Source organism: Streptobacillus felis (genome assembly GCF_001559775.1).
Classification (GTDB): domain Bacteria; phylum Fusobacteriota; class Fusobacteriia; order Fusobacteriales; family Leptotrichiaceae; genus Streptobacillus; species Streptobacillus felis.
The window spans coordinates 42,216-61,128 of sequence record NZ_LOHX01000101.1 but is presented as its reverse complement, the minus strand read 5'-3'; the positions used below and the strand labels follow the sequence as shown (position 1 = coordinate 61,128).

Sequence of the window (18,913 nt, the reverse complement as noted above, 5' to 3'; positions counted from 1 at the left end):
GATAGTACAATAGTATTAAAAAATTATTAAAATAAAAAATTTTTCCAAAATTTATAGACTTAATTCAATGCTCACTTTTGTTGAATGTAAATGATTTTTAATGTATAATATAAAAAAATTTAAAAATAAAAGTTTTAAAATATTTGTTTACTTTCCTTTAAATTAAAAAAATTATTGACTTTTACATAACGTTATAGTTTATAATTATATTAGTTAGGAGGTTATCATGTATTTAATAAAAAAGATTAGTGAAATAAGTGGTGTATCTGTGCGCACTTTACATTACTATGATGAGATAGGATTGCTTTCTCCCGAAAAGTATGAAAATGGATATAGATATTATTCAGAAGATGATATATCAAAACTTCAAATAATATTATTCTATAAATATTTAGGATTTTCATTAAAAGATATAAAGAGAATGGTAAAAGAGAATGAATCAGAAATATTAACTAATTTAAAAAAACAATTAAGCTTAATGAAAAAAGAAAAAAAGAAACTAGTAACCTTAATAAAAACATTAGAAAATACAATTGATGCTCAAGAAAGGAAAATTAATATGGATTTAAAAGAAAAATTTAAAGGTTTTACGAAAGAGGATAATGAGAAATATAGAAAAGAAACCATAGAAAAATATGGAAAAAAAGTTGTAGATGACTCTGAAAAGAGACAAAAAGGGCAGGAACAAGAAGTTATTGATAAATTTAATAACATTTTCTTCAGTTTTTCAGAAAATTTATTAAAAGGATTGGCTACGAATTCAGAAGAAAATATAGAACTAGCAAGAAAATTACATGAACAAATATGTAAATATGGATTTGATTGTAAAATAGATATATTTTCTAAAATTGGATATGGATATGTATATAATGAAGAATTTAAAAATAATTTAGATAAATTTGGAAATGGTGTTGCACAATATGTTTGTGATTCTATTCAAAATTATGTAGAAATAGAAAATAAAAGGTAAAGGATATTTGCTATGATAAAATTAGAAGAAAAAAGGTTCTTATTAATTAGTGGGGGGATTGGGTAGAAAAATAAAAATTGCATAATTAGTGAATTTATTGTAATATAAGTTTGAAGACAAAATCACAAAGGAGTTCACTAAATATGCAACAAAATAATTATACAACATTTTCAATACAATTTAAAGGGCTAGAATTAAAAAAATCATATTTTTCAGAGAATAATACCATTATTGCTGAATATGACAGGATTGATAAAAGAGAGATGTGTTGTGGTAATCTACCTAATATACATGATTATAGAACAGTTACAATTAAACATAATCCATATATGGGTTATATAGTTCGTCTAAAAGTAAAAAAACAAAGATATAAGTGTTTAATATGTAAAAAGATTAAAACATCAAATTTAGATATGATTAAACCTAAATGTAGAATAGCTGATACAGTATTTAAAGAATTTGAAATTCAAATAAAAAAGATAAGAACAATAAAAGAGATTTCTACAAGCTTGGGTATATCATTTTCTAGAGGATATATTTACTTTGAGAGTATGCAAATAAAAAAGAGCTCAAAGGAAAATATTACAACAGTATATATGGATGAATTTAAGGATAATTCTAATAATGAAAAATATCAATTAGCAATATATAATCAAAATAGAGAGTTAGTTGATATTTTAGAAAATAGAAAATCACCTAAAATCAAAGAATGGTTTAAGGTTAATGATATAAAACCTAATATATTTGTTACAGATATGTTTATGCAATTTAGAAATGTAATCAATACTACATTTGATAATCCAATAATAGTTGCAGATAAATATCATGTATTAAGACAATCTGATTGGATGTTAAGAGATGTAAGAATAAGGCTTTTTAATTCGGATGTTAAATATAAAGAATTAAAAAAATATTGGAAGCTATTAGCTAAATCACCAACTTCAAAGTATTCTAAGAAACAAAAATATAGATTAAATAAATTATTTGAATTATCTAGTGAGTTAAAGGGGATCTTTAATTTTAGAAAGAAATTTTATTACTTATTTAAAGCTAAAAATGATATTAAATTTAAAAAGGGAATAGAAAGTTTAATTGTTGACCTTGATAAATCTAAAATTACTGAGGCTAAAAGATTATCTGATACTTTGGAAAATTGGAAAGAGGAAATAATAAATGCTTATGTGTACAATATAAATAATGGATTTGTAGAAGGATATAACAATAAAATAAAAGTTATTAAAAGGGTTAGTTTTGGTATTAAGAAATTTAAAAATTTAGAAAAGCTTATCCATTTAAGGATAGGTTAGGTTTAATTAAAAAGTGGGAAAGATTAAGAAAAAATTTCAAAATTATATTACAAAAAATTTTTTTCTAAAATCAATCCCCCCACTAATTAATAAGAACCTTTATTATATAAATGCAACATCTTTTCTTTTGAAGTCACCTTCAGTTAGGTTAGAACCAAAATTAAATAATGCAGCACTTGAAATATCTGCTTTCGCATAGTGTTTTTGAACAGTATTAATTAACCGTATAACAGGAGTTTCCATTAAAGTAGCTGTAGGCATAGTAGTTATTTTTGCTTCTCCTGTAATAAAGTCAGGTCTATCTATGAAAGTTTTAGTAACTTTACCTACTATTTCGTTAGAATAAGCAATGGATTTTTCGTGTACATATGAATATTTTTCTAAAATCTCTTTATCTTCAGGAACATTTTTAGTAGATAAGTTTTCTAAAGTTACATTTTTTGTCTTATTTTCAGTATCAAATATTATTGTACCTTTAGCAAGATAAGTTCCATAACTTCCTGGTTCTATAATTTTTACATTACCTACACTAGTGTTATATACAGCATGTTCGTGACCTGCAAATATAATATCAAATTCAGGGAATTTTTTAGCTATATCTAAAACACCATCTCCACCTTTTTCATCAGTTCTTCCTAAGTGGAAAGAACCTACTAATACATCGTATTTACCTTCTATTTCTTTTAAAGTATTAGTTAATGCTTCTTCTGGATTTAAGAATTTTAATCCTTCAAAATGTTCAGGAGTAGCAGCTTCCCATGTAGGTATATGAGGTACTAAGTAACCAACTATAGCAACTTTAACACCATCAACTTCTTTGATTACATATGAATTTACATATGGTTTGTTATCAGATATTTTAATAACATTAGATGCCAATACATCACCATTAAACCCTTTTATATTTCTTTCTAAAAATGCTTTTTCAAAATTAAATTCATGATTTCCTAAGACAAATACATCATATTTTAAGTCATTTAATACTCTCATTAATGGATGTACTTCTTCATCATTGAATAATTCAGCAGCGTTATCTTGTAAAAGATCACCGTTATCTATTAAGATAACATTTTTATTTTCTGCTCTTTGTTGTTTAACTAAGGTAGAAATTCTTGTTAAACCATTATCAGCTTTTTGTTCATCTATAGCATATTCATAAGAAAATAATCTTCCATGAATATCGGATGTTTCTAATAAAACGATTTTAACTTCTTTAGTAAATGAAAATAGTCCAAGTACTAATAGTATTGAAAATAAGAATTTTTTCATAATAAATCTCCTTTTAAATAGTCTATTAAAATATTATACCCTATTTTTTATATTTGTCTAGTACAAAAGTTTTTCATTGGTATGATAAGTATTTGAAAATTCTTAGTTCTATTGAAAAGCTAGAATGCCTATGATATAATGAAGCATATTTTAAGAAGAGATAAAAAAGGAGAATTAAATGAAAAAAAATATATTATTAATGACTATGTTACCACTTGCAACATTTGCTAGTGATAAGGTATTTGATTTTAAAAATGCAAAACCATTTGGAGGAGAAGTAGAGACTAATTTAACAGTTTCAAATGAAATATCAAAAGAAGAAAATAATAAAGTAGAAAATACTAATGTTAAACATGACTTAGGTCTTAAAGTAGAAATTTATGATTTCGTAACTTTAGGTGCTAAAGTAGGATATGGATATAAAGGTCAAGCAAAAGAAACGTATTTTGATGCAGCTAATAGTGAATTAAGTGCTAAGGCTGATTTTAAAAAATACGGTAATATTAAATTAACTTATGAAATGGGTGGTAATTATGGTCCTTCAGTTGAGTTAAAATATGCTAATGAAGGAAAATTTAATTCAGTAACAGTAGGAGGACATGCTGCATATAAACATACATTTGTTCCAAATGTTAAAATTGCAAATACAGATCTTGTAGCACAAGATTTAAATGCATTTGATGGAGAAGCATATGTTTCTTATGATGCTAATAACGATTTAACGTTAACTGGAAAAGCAGGAGTAAACGTTAGTGTTGGAACTCAAAAATTATTTAATTCTGATGAAATTAAAAAGACTATAATAGATACTAATGTAAGATTAGGAGCAAAAGTAGATTATACAGTAAATCCTAAAGTAAAAATAACTTCAGATAATGAATTAGGTATAGGTATAAATCAAATTAAAATACCTGTAGGGAAATATGATCCTTCTACAAATGTTAGATTTAAATCAGATAATAAAGTAGAAATTAAAGCAGTAAAAGGATTATTAGTAACTCCTGCATTTTCAGTAGATACTAAAAAATATGACACAAAATTAAATACTAGTGTAAGAGCAGATTATGAAATTCTTAAAGGATTATCAGTAAATGGTACTTTAGGATTTGAAAACGACTTTAAATACAACTCTGATGGAGATAAACAAGAGTATTACTCAACAACACCTTATGCTAAATTAGGTTTAGCTTATAAATGGTAAGATAATTATATGAAAAAAGAACATGCTCAGAAAAAGAAAGAGAACATGTTCTTTTTTTCTATATATTAATATTATTTACTATCTCTTGATATCTTCTTAAAAGATCAGACACTAAACCGTCTGCTATAGCCCTGCTTATAGTTCCAACACCAAATCTTTCACGTCTAATAATACTTGTAAGCATAGCTCTTACACCAAGCATATTAGCATTAGGTATTGCATCTTTAAATGAAGATATTTTAAGCCGTTTTATAGTCTTTTGATATCCAAAATCTACAAAGTTATGATTATTCATAAGTTTTATTAAATCGTTTACCTTTTGTCCATAATTTGCATAGAATTCTGGAGTTTTTCTATTATTTGTAGGTAACCATCTTACTATTTCTTTTTTATCAAAATAAGGTAGATATTCTAAAATTTTATTCATCATAGATATTTTTTCAGCTCTAAGTCCTGAAAGTGCTTCATAATAGTAAGTTAGAAAATCAACAATAGTTTCATCAAGATATGTAAAAGCTAGACTAGATATATTTTCATCTATACCATAATATGCCTCTGCAATAGAACATGAAATAGCAGCTAAAGTATCACTATCCCCACCTAAAGAAATTGAAAGTCTTAAAACATCTTCAAAACTTTCTCCTTCAAAAAATGCAGAAAATGCCTCTGGTACAGTTTCTTGACAACTTTCTACATGCATGTAATTTGGACGTATTTCATCACATTTTCTAAAAACATATCCATAAGTTTCAGTAATATATTCTCTAATATATTCCTTAGTTGCACCCATTCTTGCAAGAAAAATTGCAGATGCAACTGATTTTGCCCCTTTAATACCCTCAGGATGGTTATGTGTAATTTTTGCAGTAATTTCTGCATATTTTTCTACATCTCTTAAGTTATTATATATCCAAGCACAAGAAGAAACTCTCATTGCAGAACCATTCCCATATGAATTATATGGATTAGTTTCATCGCTAAATAACCAGTTGTTAAATTTTATTCCATATCCTGAGTCAGGATAAAATTTTCCCCATTTTTTTAAAGATTTTATTAACTCTTTCTCTGTTAATTCTTCATTTCCATATCCTGCTATTAATCCATCAGCAACAGCTATTGACATAACTGTATCATCAGTGAAAAATGATCTATCTGAAAATAGTTTAAAATCTTTAGTCTTTATATTATTTTGATCAAATTCATATGGTGATCCGACTATATCACCTATTATTGCTCCAAGCATGTTTATCTCCTTTTAAATTTTTTTACATCATAACCCAATTCATTAAGCATTTTTTCATTTTTTCTCCATTTTTTACTTACTTTAACCCAAAGTTTTAGAGTTATTTTTAATTCTGTTAATGCTTCAATTTCACGTCTAGCTTCTATTCCTATTTCTTTTAATAATTTACCACCATTACCAATAATTATACCTTTTTGACTGTCCCTTTCAACATAGATATTAATATCATATCTTCTTCTATCGTCTTTTGATTCTATATTTATAATTTCAAGAGCTACAGAATGAGGTATTTCATCTTTAGTTTTTTGTAGTATTTTTTCCCTTATAGTTTCTATAACTATCTTATTAACAGATATGTCAGTATAGTAATCTTCTGGATAGAACCATATGTCATTTGATAGGTATTTTTCACAAACTTCAAATATTTTATGAGTACCTATACCAAATATAGAAGACATAGTAATTATTCCATCAAATTCACCTAGTTTTTCTTTTATATCAAGCATCTTATTTTCTATATCTTCATCTGACATTTTATCTATCTTATTAACTATTACATAGGTAGGAGTTTTAGAATTTCTAATATTTTCATTAACATACATATCACCTAAACCTATTTCTTTTGTTCCATCAAGTAAAAAAAGTATAAGGTCACATTCGTTAAGAGTTTCTATAGCGAGATTAGTCATATATTCACCTAAAAGATGTTTAGGTTTATGTATACCAGGAGTATCTATGAATATATATTGATTTTCTCCTTTATTTACTATCCCCCTTATTTGATCTCTAGTTGTACCAGCTTTATCTGAAACTATAGCAACTTTTTCTTCTATTAACTTATTTATCAATGTTGATTTACCAACATTAGGTCTACCTACAATAGATATGAATCCTGATTTCATATTTCCTCCAATATATTTTCTATAAAAAATGCACCCTAAGGTGCATTTATATTAATGACAACAACAACATTTCTTTTCAGCTATTGCATCTACTCCTGGTAAAACTTTACCTTCTAAGTATTCAAGTGAAGCTCCACCACCTGTAGATATATGAGAGAATCTTTCAGCATATCCAAGTTGGATAGCAGCTGCTGCAGAATCTCCTCCACCTATTACAGTTACAGCGTCAGCTAAGTTTGCTATAGCTTCACATACACCTATTGTACCTTTAGCATAGTTAGGCATTTCAAATACTCCCATAGGTCCGTTCCATACTACAGTTTTAGCTCCCTCTAATTCTTTAGCAAATAATTCTATTGATGCTGGCCCTATATCTAGTCCCATTTCATCATCTTTAACTTCATCAACTGAAACTACATGATGAGGTGCATCGTTGTTAAATTCTTTAGCAACTATAGTATCTATAGGTAAGATTAATTTGTTACCAGCTTTTTCTATTAATTGTTTAGCAAGTTCAACTTTATCTTCTTCTAATAATGATTTACCTGTATTTTTACCTAAAGCTTTTAAGAATGTAAACATCATTCCACCACCGATGATTACTTTATCAGCTTTATCTAATAAGTTTTCAATAACACCTATTTTATCACTAACTTTAGCTCCTCCTAAGATAGCAACAAATGGTCTTTTTGGTTCATCAACTGCTCCACCTATGAATTCTATTTCTTTTTGCATTAAGAATCCTGCAGCAGAATCAGCAATGTTAGATGAAATTCCTACGTTTGAAGCATGTGCTCTATGAGCTGTACCAAATGCATCATTTACAAATACATCTCCAAGTGAAGCCCAGTATTTACCAAGTTCAGAATTGTTTTTAGATTCTTTTTTAACTACTTCTCCGTTTTCAACATCTTCAAAACGAGTGTTTTCAAACATTAGGATTTCTCCTTCTTTAAGTTCAGCAACTGCTGCTTCTAGTTCAGTACCTCTTGTAGCAGGTATAAATTTAACTGATTTACCTAATAATTCTTCTAATCTTTTAGCAACTGGTGCAAGTGTTTTTGAAGCTTTATCTTCTTCAGCTTTAATTCTTCCTAAGTGTGAGAAAGCTATAACTTTTCCACCATTTTCTAAAATGTGATTTAAAGTAGGTAATGCAGCTTTAATTCTATTATCATCTTTGATAACACCTTCTTTTATGGGTACATTGAAGTCAACACGTACTAATACTTTTTTCCCTTTTACTTCTAAATCTTTTAAAGTTTTCTTTGCCATTTTTTTCTCCTTAAAAAATATGATTTTACAAGATAATTATAGCACTAAAGTGCTTTTTTTTCAAGATATATTTGGGGTTTAAACAGAAAAATAACTTTTTAAAATAATTTTAATTTATAGTATTAAAATTGACAAAAGTAGAATAAAATTTATGAAGGGGGAATATATTTAATGATATGGACTTAAAAATTTCGATACTTTGAGTTAATTAATATGATAATATTATAACAGGTCATTTTTAAATTTATGTAGTTCTTTTTAAATCTATATTTTATACAAAAAAAGTGGAAAAATTCACTAAAATATTGTATAATAGGAGTATATATATTTGAAAGGTGGATTTCACGTTATGAGAAAAATTTCTGAAAATGTTTATGCAGCTATGGAAAGACTTTCTAATAAAGAAGGGATAATAGGAGCATTAGCTATAGACCAAAGAGGTTCTATTAAAAAAATGATAGGAGCTTATTCTGAAGCAACAACTGAAAAAATTGAAGATTTCAAATGTTTAGTTTCATCTGAATTAACTAAATATGCATCATCAATTTTATTAGATCCAGAATTTGGATTACCAGCATCTAAAGTAAGAGCTACAGATGCAGGATTATTACTTGCTTATGAAAAAACAGGTTATGATGCTACTAAAAAAGGTAGATTACCAGATATTTTAGAAGAATGGTCAGTAAAAAGGTTAAAAGAACAAGGTGCTGATGCGATTAAATTTTTACTTTATTATGATGTAGATGATGATAAATCAATAAATGAATCTAAACACATATTCGTTGAAAGATTAGGTTCTGAATGTTTAGGAGAGGATATACCATTCTATTTAGAATTAGTTTCTTATGATGAAGAAGGAAAAACTGGAAAAGAATATGCAAAAGTTAGACCTCATAAAGTTATAGAAATGATGAAAGAATTTTCAAAAGAAAGATATAACGTTACAGTATTAAAAATGGAAATACCTGTAGACATGAACTTTGTTGAAGGATATGGTGAAGAATGGGTATATACTAAAGAAGAAGCTAAGGCATTCTATAAAGAACAATCTGAAGCTACTCCATTACCATTTATCTTCTTATCAGGTGGAGTAAGCATGGACTTATTTAAAAAATCACTTGAATTAGCTAAGGAAGCAGGATCTACATTTAACGGAGTTTTATGTGGAAGAGCAACTTGGGCAGATGCTATCAAACCATATAGCTTAGAAGGAAGAGAAACTGGACAAGAATGGTTACAAACTCAAGGTAAAGAAAAAATTACATCACTTGATGAAGTATTAAACAAAACAGCTAGTGACTGGAGATTAAAATTAGGTAAATAATAATTTTGCAATTGGACATATCAGAGATGATATGTTCTTTTTTTGTTTATATAATACCCCTTTATTTTTATTTAATAGTATAGTACAATAAAAATAGCTAATTAAATAAGGATGTAGATATAATATGAATAAAAAAATTACACTATTATTAATTATTGAAAGTATTTTTTCATACTCAGGAGCATTAAGATATGATATACCTTTTATTGACTATCAATCATTTGCATTAAATAATGGTAAATTTAAGGTTGGAAATGAAAATATAAATATATATAAATATGATGGGACTAAGGTAGGCATTATTGAGAAGATGCCAAATTTTGATGGGGTTAATAAGGAGGCTAATTATTCTTACTTAGATGATCCTCAAATATTATCAGGTGTAAAACATATAGGTAATTTACATTTTGGATATGAATTTTTAAGTAGGCATATAAGAAGAGATGTTAATTTATATGAAAATAATAATAATATTTTTTCTAAAAATGATTCAGAACTTACAACTGAAGAATATTATAGAAGAAGAAATGAAATTAAAAAGTTTAGTGAAATTGCAGAGGGCAAAGAATATATGCCTATAGGAACTGATTGGGCTATAGTGAGGTTAGATAGGGTTTTACATGATGGAACACAAAATGAAGTGTTATATGACCTTTCAAAATTATCTATTGGTGATTTAGTCGCTAGAATGGGGCGGGGGAATACAACAATAAGCAATGAAAACGGAACAATGACACGTGTAAATAGAACTTATACTGGAGGTTTAAATAAAATAACATATTTTGCAAGTGATCCTTTTGAAACAAGGATTAATATAAGTTTTTCGAGAATTCCAGTAACAGTTATGGATATAGGAACAAATAATGGTGATAGTGGATCTCCTTTGTTTTGGTGGGATAAGGATAATAAAAAATGGCTATATTTAGCCAATAATAGTGCTGGAAATGGAGCAAGTGAGACTAATCCATGGCATGTATATTCAGTATTAAGAAGTAATGTTTCAAAATATAAAGAAATAAAAAATAAGACAAATTCAAATGAAATTTCTAATGCGTATAATGTGGTATTTAATAATAATAAACTAATAGTAGATGGTAAAGAAATATATTTTGATAAAAATTTTATTAATGATGACACATCATTAAATTTTTATAAAGTAAAAAATCAAGTATTTAACATTCCTAATTTAACTATACAGGTATTATCTAAAACTAATACTAATGAAGCAAGACTTGAATTTAAAGAGGATACTAAAATAGATGGTATTGCAGATTTAAAAGCAGCAGGATATGTAGTTGCTGAAGGGAAAACTCTTACGTATAAACTAAAAATTAATGAAGGTAATGTAGTTAGAAAAATAGGTAAGGGTACTCTTCATGTTAATTCAACTGGTAACAACGAAGGTGATATTAATATAGGGGAAGGGACTTTAGTATTAAGTAATGCAGGTGGATATGGTGCAAAAAATGTAAGAGTTGCTAAAGGTGCAACTGTTAAAATAATGTCAGCTGATCAACTTAATAAGAATAATATATACTTTGGTCTTAGAGGTGGAAAACTTGATTTAAATGGTAATAATTTAAATTTTGAAGACATTTATCATATAGATAGTGATGCTGAAATTAATAATAGTAATAGTCAAAAATCTAATTTTACTCTTTCGGCTAAAGGGGAACAAGATAGAGTATATCTAGGTTCATTTAAGGGTAATTTAGATGTTACATATACTCCAACAAATGAAACTAAATGGGAGTTAAGAGGTAATAGTGAAATAAATGGTAATTTAAATATTAATAAAGGTAAAGTAAAAGTAATAGGGGATAATGTAATAGTTGGGGCAGATAATGATGTTTTAGAAAATGAGTATATTAGAGCAAGATTTAAGTCAAATGAAGTAAGTGTAAATACTAATTTAGAAATTGGTAGAGCTGCAGAAATTGAAAGTAATATTAATGTTAAAAATGGTGCTAGACTTGATGCTAACTTAGAAGGTATAGTTAAGGATAAACAAGGTAAACTTGACTTTGTTAATGGTAAGACTGAAGAAGAAATTAATAAATCTAAAATTTTAGGAAATATTAATTTTGAAAATAATAATACATTTAATATGAATGTAGAGAATAATAATAAGCTAGAAATAGATGCTAAATTAAGTGGAAGTGCAAACATTACTAAAAAAGGTGATGGAGTAGCAGAAATAAATAGTAAAGATAATAGTATAGCAGGTAATATTACTGTAGAAAAAGGAAGATTAAAGGTAGAAGAAAAAACTAGCTTAGGTAATACAGTAAGTTTAATTAATGGAAATGCTATACTAGAAGTTGAAAATAGGGTTGATTTTTCTAATTTACTTGATAGAATAGATAAAAATTCAAGTGGGGTATTAAGTTTAGGAGAGGATGTACCTATACTTGATACTAAATACAAAAATTATCCAAAACTTTATTTAGGTACTACAAAAAATATTACTATAGGATCAGATAATATTAAAATATCTGATGAAATTAAAACTATTAATTTAGGTGGAGATAATGGTAGTGTTACTTTAAAAGGAATGCATTTATCAAAAGATGCTAAGAATATTAATATTGAAGATGGTACTAAAGTATTAATAGATAAGGTATTAGATGATAATAAATTTAAATTTGTAGTTAAAAATGGTTCTGTAAATATTAGAGAGATACTAACTAAAAATAGGATAATAGATTTACAATATGGAAACTTTGCAGATTATTCAAGTAATGATATTATTCTACAAAATTCTGAAGGAGTACTTGAGTTAGAAAATGAAAATACTTCTGAAACAGATATGTATATAGGTGCAAAAGAAAATACTACAGTAACTGTTAATAATATTACTACTAGTGGGGATTATAAGCTATCGGGTAGAGGTAATCTAATAGTAAATTCTAATCTATTAGATAAAAATATAGTTGTAGATGGACAACGTAGTACTAGTGGTACTGTTAAGATTAATACAGAAAATCCTAGCTACACTGGTAATATTACAGTAATGGGTAATAGAGAAGGTAGTGAAAATGGTAATATTACTTTAATAGTAGATAAGGAAAATGTACTAGGTAAAGATAATAAATTCCTAATTAAAGATGGTGGAGTACTTGATGTTAAGGGTACTAAATTAAACTTAAAATTAGATGATGCTAATAATCAAAGAGGAAGCATAGTTAATAGTGGAAGTGGTATTTCAGAGCTAAATCTTTTAGTAGAGAATAATTTAAAGATTAATAATTTAATTAGTGGAGATATTAAGGTTATAAAAAGAGGTAATGCTGATTTAGAATTTATAAATATTGATAATAAGTTAAAAGAGTTAGATATTACTAGTGGTACTTTAAATGTTAATGTAAATGCTCTAAAAGGTACAAATATTAATATTAAGGAAAATACAAGAGCGAATATTAATATAGATGCTAATATGAAAACTGTAAATAATGAAGGTACTATTAACTTAAATGATAGTGTACTTACTCTAGATAAATATAATCCTAGTAAAACATCAATAATAAACCTTTTTTTAAATAATAGAGAAAGTTTATTAAATATAAATAGTACGGATAGTAGTGAAAAAGTAAATATGAATATATATTTAGGAAGTAATATTAATAAGGATAAGGAAATAGTAATAGGTAGCTTACCTAATGAAATAAATTTATTAAATTCTAGTGACTTATCTAATATGTATAGATATAAATTGGTTAAAAGAGATATGTTAGCATTACTTACTAAAATTATTGAAGAAAAACAAGTTAATAAATTATGGTTCCTAAATGAACTTAATTTACTTTCAAGTAGTGTAACACCTTCTAAATTTGAAAGTGGTATTTATGCATCTTTTGTAAATTATACTAAGAAGGATAATAAGGAAGATAGTATATATAAAAATGATTTATCAAGTAATGGTGTTAAATTAAATCTTGAAATATTAAATAAGGTGAAAAATATTGATATACTTTCAGGATTTGATTTTAGTACTATGTATACTAGTGTTACTACAAAAACTGAAGATAAAGATGTAGATTCAAGATTCTTAGTAACAGAAATTTTACCTAAAATTGGTGTAAAATATGGTATGTTTAGAGTAGAGGGGAGACTTGGATATATTAATGTTTATGATACAGTAAATAGTAAGAATATACATATGATAAAACATAATTTAGACTTATATATAAATCCAGTATTTAAAGTAACTAAGGATTTAGATATAGAATATATGAATACTTTAGGTTATGTAATTAATCCTATTATTTCTTCAAACTATGAAGAAACTATAGAAAATGCATCACCATTTTCTGGAAGATATATAACTGGAGTTAAACTTAAACATAAGTATGTTGATACTTTCTTTGATGTAGATTTAGGATTTAATTTAGCTAAGATTAATATAAAGAAAGATAATGATGTATTAGAAAATACATATACAGATATGTTAAGAACTAAATTCAGTTTAGGTTTAGATGGTAAACCTACAAAAAATATATTAATTAATGCTAAATTTGGTTTAAATTTAAATAGAAATACATATTCAAGCTATAACTTTGATTTAGGATTTGGATATAAATGGTAAATAAAATAACGGAGATATTAATCTCCGTTATTTTTTAAAACTAAGAGTTGGATTAAATTTCATGCCAACTACTAATTTATTGTTTTCAACATAACCTTCTTCTCTATCTTTAAGTTCATTAATTAAATAGTTTCTAAGTTTTGTTGCAATTTCTTCATTTTCATTTATTAAATCATGAAGTTCTTTCTTATCATTTGATATATTAAATAGTTGTTCTACACCAGTTTGACTATACCAAATATATTTCCAATCTTTAGTAATAATAAACTGACTAGAATAGTCATCTAGTGTATGTTCACAATGTAAATATTCATGTATAGCTTCATTATCTTTAATTGTAGTAAGCATAGATTTACCATCTATATCTTTAGTCTTGTTATTTGTTGCAAGTTCAATTAAAGTAGGGAAGATATCCCTTAATTCAACTATTTCATTTATTTGTTTAGTTTTGAATTTACCATTTATATCTTTGTCATATATAAATAGAGGTATATGTGTACTTCCTTGATAAGGGTACCCCTTTCTAAGTAAGTTATGATCACCTAGTTCATCTCCATGATCTGAAACAAACATTATTATTGTATCATCAAGTAAATTATGTTCTTCAAGTCCTATTAAGAATCTACCAATTTGATGATCTATGTGAGTAATTAAACCATAGTAGGCTGCTATAGCTCTTTTTAATTCATCATCTTTTAATATACCTTTTTTTGCATATATAGATTTAGTTAATTGATTTAATCCAAGTTTTTCTATCCAATCTCCCTTAGGTGGAGTTGGAAAATCAGTATTTGCATACATATCATAGTAATACTTAGGTGGATCTAGTGGTGAATGAGGTCTTACAAAAGATAGTTTTAAGAAAAATGGCATAGTAGTATCTCTTTTTCTTAAGAAGTCTAGTCCTCTTGTAACTACCCAATTAGTAGGGTGATATTTTTCCTCATATTGCCAAGGTCTTGCAACCCAAGAATTACAATCTAAACCAAGATCTATAAGGTCAGCTTCATTACCAATTTTTTCTTTTAGCCAATCTAAATAATCATCAGTTTGAGTGTATTGAGAAATGTATGATTTATCATACTTTCTATTTTCATGTAAATATCCATCATGTAATTCTATATGATGGAAACCACAGTTTCTTCTTGCTGGATATACATGCATTTTACCTATACATTTACAATAATATCCATGTTCAGAAAATTCAGTAGCTATAGTTTTTGGATAATCAAAATCTATACCGTCTTCATAACCTACATGGCCATGATTAACAGGTTTTAAACCTGTTAGAAGAGAAGCTCTTGCAGGTACACAAGAAGGTGTAGCTGTATAAGCGTTATTAAAATTATATCCCTCATCTGCTAAGAAATCCAGATGAGGGGTAGATATTATTTCATTTCCATTAATTCCTAAGCTGTCATATCTTAATTGATCAACAACTATTAAAACTACATTCTTTTTTTTCATTTTTGCCCTCTGTTATATTCCCATAAAAGTGCAATAAGTCCAAATAAACCAACAAGCATAAGTCCAAGATTTTTAAGACCTACAGTTTTTTGCCCGTCTACTATTAATTTGAAAAAAAGAACGAATAAAATCAGATAAATTACTTTCTTTATTTTATTATTCATATTTGCTCCTATTCCTTACTTCCACCGGCAGTCATACCTTCTGTAAGTTTTTGTTGAACTATAATATATAGTATTAGTGTTGGTAACATTACTATAACCATACCTGCATAAAGTCTTCCATAATTTGCAGCACCTCTACTTGCAGCCATTAATGTCATTAATCCAACTGGAAGAGTTTTTTGAGGTCCAGGTAATAATGTTAAGGCAATAATATATTCGTTCCAAAATGCTAAGAAATTGAATAATATTACTGTAATTATACTAGGTCTAGCCATAGGTGCCATTACCTTAACCATAGTAGTGAAGTGTCCTGCACCATCTATATACGCTGCTTCTTCATAAGTATTAGAAATAGATTGGAAGAAGTTAGTTAATAGATATATAGTAAATGGTAATGCAGTTGACATATATATTATTGCTAGTACTGTCATATTGTCTAAGAAGAAAGCTTTTTTGATTAATTCATTTCTTCTTAAGAACTTATCACCATCAAGTAACATTAAAAATATAGGGATAACTATATAGTTAACATTGATAAATAAACCAGCTTTCATGAAAGAATTCCAGAAAGCTCTACCTTTAAATTCAAATCTTGCAAGTACATATGATGCAGGTAGTGCAACTATAATTAAAAGTACTAATGCAAGAGCTGTAACATAAATAGAGTTTAATAAATAATCTCCCATTTTTGCATTAACAAATGCATCTACGAAGTTTTGATAGTAAAATCCCATAGGTAATTTCCATGGAGAACCAGCAAATTCAGAATTTTGTTTTAAAGATGCTAAAAATACCCATGAAACAGGAACTATGATAGATATAGCAAAAGTAATTAATGCTACATATATAAATAGCTTGTATAGAGTTTCAGCACTCATACCTTTTTTCTTTTTCATTCACGGCCTCCTTAATATTGTAATATATCTCTATCAGTAACAACGTTAATTATTCCAGATAATGAAAATGAGAATATAAATACTATAACCCCTATAGCCATACCATAACCATAACTTTGGTTAGTATATGCTTGAGAGTACATGTAACTTAAGAATACTTCAGTTGCTCCATCTGGTCCTCCACCTGTAAGTGGAATTACTAATAGGAAACTTAGATTTATTGTACTTATTATAAAAAAAGCTAAAGTAGCTCTAATATTTAGCCATACTAATGGTAGAGTAATTCTAAAGAACTTAGTTATTTTACCTGCACCATCAATATCAGCTGCTTCATATAAACTTTCTGGTATTGCTGACATAGCTGCCATATACATTACCATATAATAACCTATTGCTTGCCATATTAGTGCAAATGCAATAGAGTAGATTACTATACTTTGATCTCCAAGCCATCCAAACTGTGGAGGTTTAATTCTAAACATTATTAATATACTATCTATTAAACCACGACCTGGATCATATATTGCTGCGAAAATTCCTGAAACTACTACTATAGATAATATATTAGGTATGTAGAAAATTATCCTAAATAAATTTGCACCTTTAATTTTTTCTGTAGCAAGTATTGCAGCAAATATAACAGCAATAGCAAGAGTTACAACAGTAACAACCACAATTAAAAGTATAGTATTTTGGAATGTTTTAATAAACTTTGGATCATTAAAAAGTATCTTGAAATTGTTTAAACCAACAAATTGTGGATTTCTTGATAATGCACTAGTTTTGAATAAAGACATTCTAAATACTTGGAATGTAGGTATAATTCTAAACATTATGTATAAAATCATAGCAGGAGCTAAAGAAAAGAATATAAATAAATTTCTTGAATAATTCTTACCTTTCTTCACTATTCCTCCCTAAAAATATTACAGAGAGCATTCGCCCTCTGCAATATGTATATCAATATCTAATTATTATTTAATTACATGAGGTCTTAAAGTATCAGCCATTTTAGCAACATCTGCTTGCCAATCTTCAACAGATTTAGTTCCATTAATTACAGAGTTGATAGTTCCATAAACTGTTCCTTTAACGTCAACACCTTCTACTGGAGCAGTTGCTGCAAATCCACCTGCTAGAGGGTTAGCACCATTTTTGAATGCTTCGTAGAATACTTGGTTTTCTTCACTTAACATATCGAAAGGATAGTTAGTAATAGGTTGAACTGCACCTTTTTCAGCAAATATTTTAGCTGCTACATCAGAATATAAGAAAGCGATAAATTCTTTAGCTGCTTCAACATTTTTAGCTGCTGCAGGCACCCAAATGTGTTCAAAGAAGTTAATTGCATATTGTTTTCCATCTTTTTCGAATGCTGGATATGCAGTCATTCCCCATTTGAATCCTTCAGGAGTAGTAGCTGCCATTTCTCCTACTATCCATGTACCATTAGGCATAAATAATGCTTTGTTATCTATTACTAATTGTTGGTTTTTAGTGAATCCTTCTCCATTAGCATTAGCTACTGTAGTAGGGTGAACATATTTAGTAACTTCACCTAATAATTTGAATACTTCTGTCATTTGTTCTGAAGTCCATACACCTTCTTCATAGCTCATAGCTTTGTTTAAAAATTCAGTTCCACCTTTAGCAGCTAAGATTGGTGGTAAGAATGAATCTAAGTATCCAGGTGTTGGATAAGTTAATAATGAAATTCCTTCAGCTTTTGCAGTTTCAGCAAGTGCTAACATTTCATCCCAAGTTGTAGGAACTGCCCATCCTTTTTCTTCGAATAATCCTTTGTTGAAGAATAATCCAGTAGGTGAATTAAACATAGGCATTAAGTAAGTTTTACCATCTAAGTAAGGATCAGTTTGGTTATTTCCAACTGCACCATCAGTTAATTTAGATCTTACTGTAACACTTTCACCAGGTACTGTCATGTCAAGAACTGAAGTTAATTCAGCTAAAGCTTGTTCTTTAACAAAGTTTTCAGGTATTCCTGCTTTTCTACTTAAAGCTAACATTACTACATCTGGATAATCTTCAGCTTGGAATAATCCAGGTAATGTAGATTCGATATCTTTTGATTGATTTAATTCTATTTCAACGTTAGGGTTTACTTGTTTGTATGCTTCAATTATAGCTGGCCACATTTGATCACCATAAGCACTTTCAATTGCTGCAAATTTTAAAGTAACTTTTTCTCCTTCCGCTGCTGGTTTTTCTTCAGCTTTTGCTCCACATGAAGCAATAGTGAATATAGTTAAAATAGCCATAAGAGCTAATTTAAACATTTTTTTCATTTTT

14 protein-coding genes are annotated in these 18,913 nt (G+C 27.5%); 5 read left to right on the top strand and 9 right to left on the bottom strand.

From position 1 onward, the window contains the following. Positions 1–226: 226 nt before the first annotated feature. Together AYC60_RS01795 and AYC60_RS01790 are read left to right on the top strand one after the other, a co-directional pair. Positions 227–970 (top strand): MerR family transcriptional regulator, encoded by a 744-nt coding sequence (locus tag AYC60_RS01795; protein ID WP_067320594.1) that lies wholly within the window; start codon positions 227–229, stop codon positions 968–970. A 143-nt stretch (positions 971–1,113) separates the two neighbouring features. Further along, positions 1,114–2,277, top strand: coding sequence for an ISL3 family transposase (locus AYC60_RS01790; protein ID WP_067320590.1), 1,164 nt, complete (start codon positions 1,114–1,116; stop codon positions 2,275–2,277). 102 nt (positions 2,278–2,379) lie between these two features. Here AYC60_RS01790 and AYC60_RS01785 read toward each other — a convergent pair whose 3' ends face one another. Then, entirely contained in the window at positions 2,380–3,546 is a 1,167-nt protein-coding gene (locus AYC60_RS01785; protein ID WP_067320583.1) for a metallophosphoesterase, read from the bottom strand. 178 nt (positions 3,547–3,724) lie between these two features. On the opposite strand from AYC60_RS01785, the gene AYC60_RS01780 reads away from it, so the two are divergent. Beyond that, positions 3,725–4,747 carry a hypothetical protein gene (locus AYC60_RS01780; RefSeq protein ID WP_067320580.1) on the top strand — a complete coding sequence of 341 codons (1,023 nt, stop codon included), beginning with the start codon at positions 3,725–3,727 and terminating at the stop codon, positions 4,745–4,747. 58 nt (positions 4,748–4,805) lie between these two features. On the opposite strand, the gene AYC60_RS01775 is transcribed toward AYC60_RS01780, so the two are convergent. The 3 genes from AYC60_RS01775 to AYC60_RS01765 are packed head-to-tail and all read right to left on the bottom strand — an operon-like array spanning position 4,806 to position 8,167. Continuing rightward, on the bottom strand, positions 4,806–5,990 hold the full coding sequence (locus tag AYC60_RS01775) for an ADP-ribosylglycohydrolase family protein (RefSeq protein ID WP_082762535.1): 1,185 nt from the start codon (positions 5,988–5,990) through the stop codon (positions 4,806–4,808). Positions 5,991–5,992: 2 nt separating this feature from the next. Beyond that, entirely contained in the window at positions 5,993–6,892 is a 900-nt protein-coding gene (gene era, locus AYC60_RS01770; protein WP_067320577.1) for a GTPase Era, read from the bottom strand. A 51-nt stretch (positions 6,893–6,943) separates the two neighbouring features. After that, positions 6,944–8,167, bottom strand: coding sequence for a phosphoglycerate kinase (locus AYC60_RS01765; protein WP_067320574.1), 1,224 nt, complete (start codon positions 8,165–8,167; stop codon positions 6,944–6,946). A 349-nt stretch (positions 8,168–8,516) separates the two neighbouring features. Here AYC60_RS01765 and lacD point away from each other — a divergent pair, with 349 nt between their 5' ends. Then, positions 8,517–9,491, top strand: a complete 975-nt coding sequence (gene lacD / locus AYC60_RS01760) for a tagatose-bisphosphate aldolase (protein WP_067320571.1) — start codon at positions 8,517–8,519, stop codon at positions 9,489–9,491. 124 nt (positions 9,492–9,615) lie between these two features. Then, entirely contained in the window at positions 9,616–14,076 is a 4,461-nt protein-coding gene (locus AYC60_RS01755) for a S6 family peptidase (protein WP_067320568.1), read from the top strand. 27 nt (positions 14,077–14,103) lie between these two features. On the opposite strand, the gene AYC60_RS01750 is transcribed toward AYC60_RS01755, so the two are convergent. The 5 genes from AYC60_RS01750 to AYC60_RS01735 all read right to left on the bottom strand — a co-directional run bounded on the left by AYC60_RS01750 (position 14,104) and on the right by AYC60_RS01735 (position 18,909). Next, a complete protein-coding gene (locus AYC60_RS01750) occupies positions 14,104–15,543 on the bottom strand; it encodes an arylsulfatase (RefSeq protein ID WP_067320565.1) in 1,440 nt (479 codons plus the stop codon). Beyond that, positions 15,540–15,707 carry a DUF6903 family protein gene (locus tag AYC60_RS08850; protein WP_180136001.1) on the bottom strand — a complete coding sequence of 56 codons (168 nt, stop codon included), beginning with the start codon at positions 15,705–15,707 and terminating at the stop codon, positions 15,540–15,542. Before AYC60_RS08850 ends, AYC60_RS01750 begins: the two co-directional genes overlap by 4 nt. Positions 15,708–15,715: 8 nt before the next feature. Next, complete coding sequence (locus tag AYC60_RS01745; RefSeq protein ID WP_067320561.1) at positions 15,716–16,603, bottom strand: carbohydrate ABC transporter permease; 888 nt, start codon at positions 16,601–16,603, stop codon at positions 15,716–15,718. 11 nt (positions 16,604–16,614) lie between these two features. After that, positions 16,615–17,511 (bottom strand): carbohydrate ABC transporter permease, encoded by an 897-nt coding sequence (locus tag AYC60_RS01740; protein ID WP_231724608.1) that lies wholly within the window; start codon positions 17,509–17,511, stop codon positions 16,615–16,617. 66 nt (positions 17,512–17,577) lie between these two features. Beyond that, on the bottom strand, positions 17,578–18,909 hold the full coding sequence (locus tag AYC60_RS01735; protein ID WP_067320558.1) for a carbohydrate ABC transporter substrate-binding protein: 1,332 nt from the start codon (positions 18,907–18,909) through the stop codon (positions 17,578–17,580). Between the last annotated feature and the right edge of the window lie 4 nt (positions 18,910–18,913).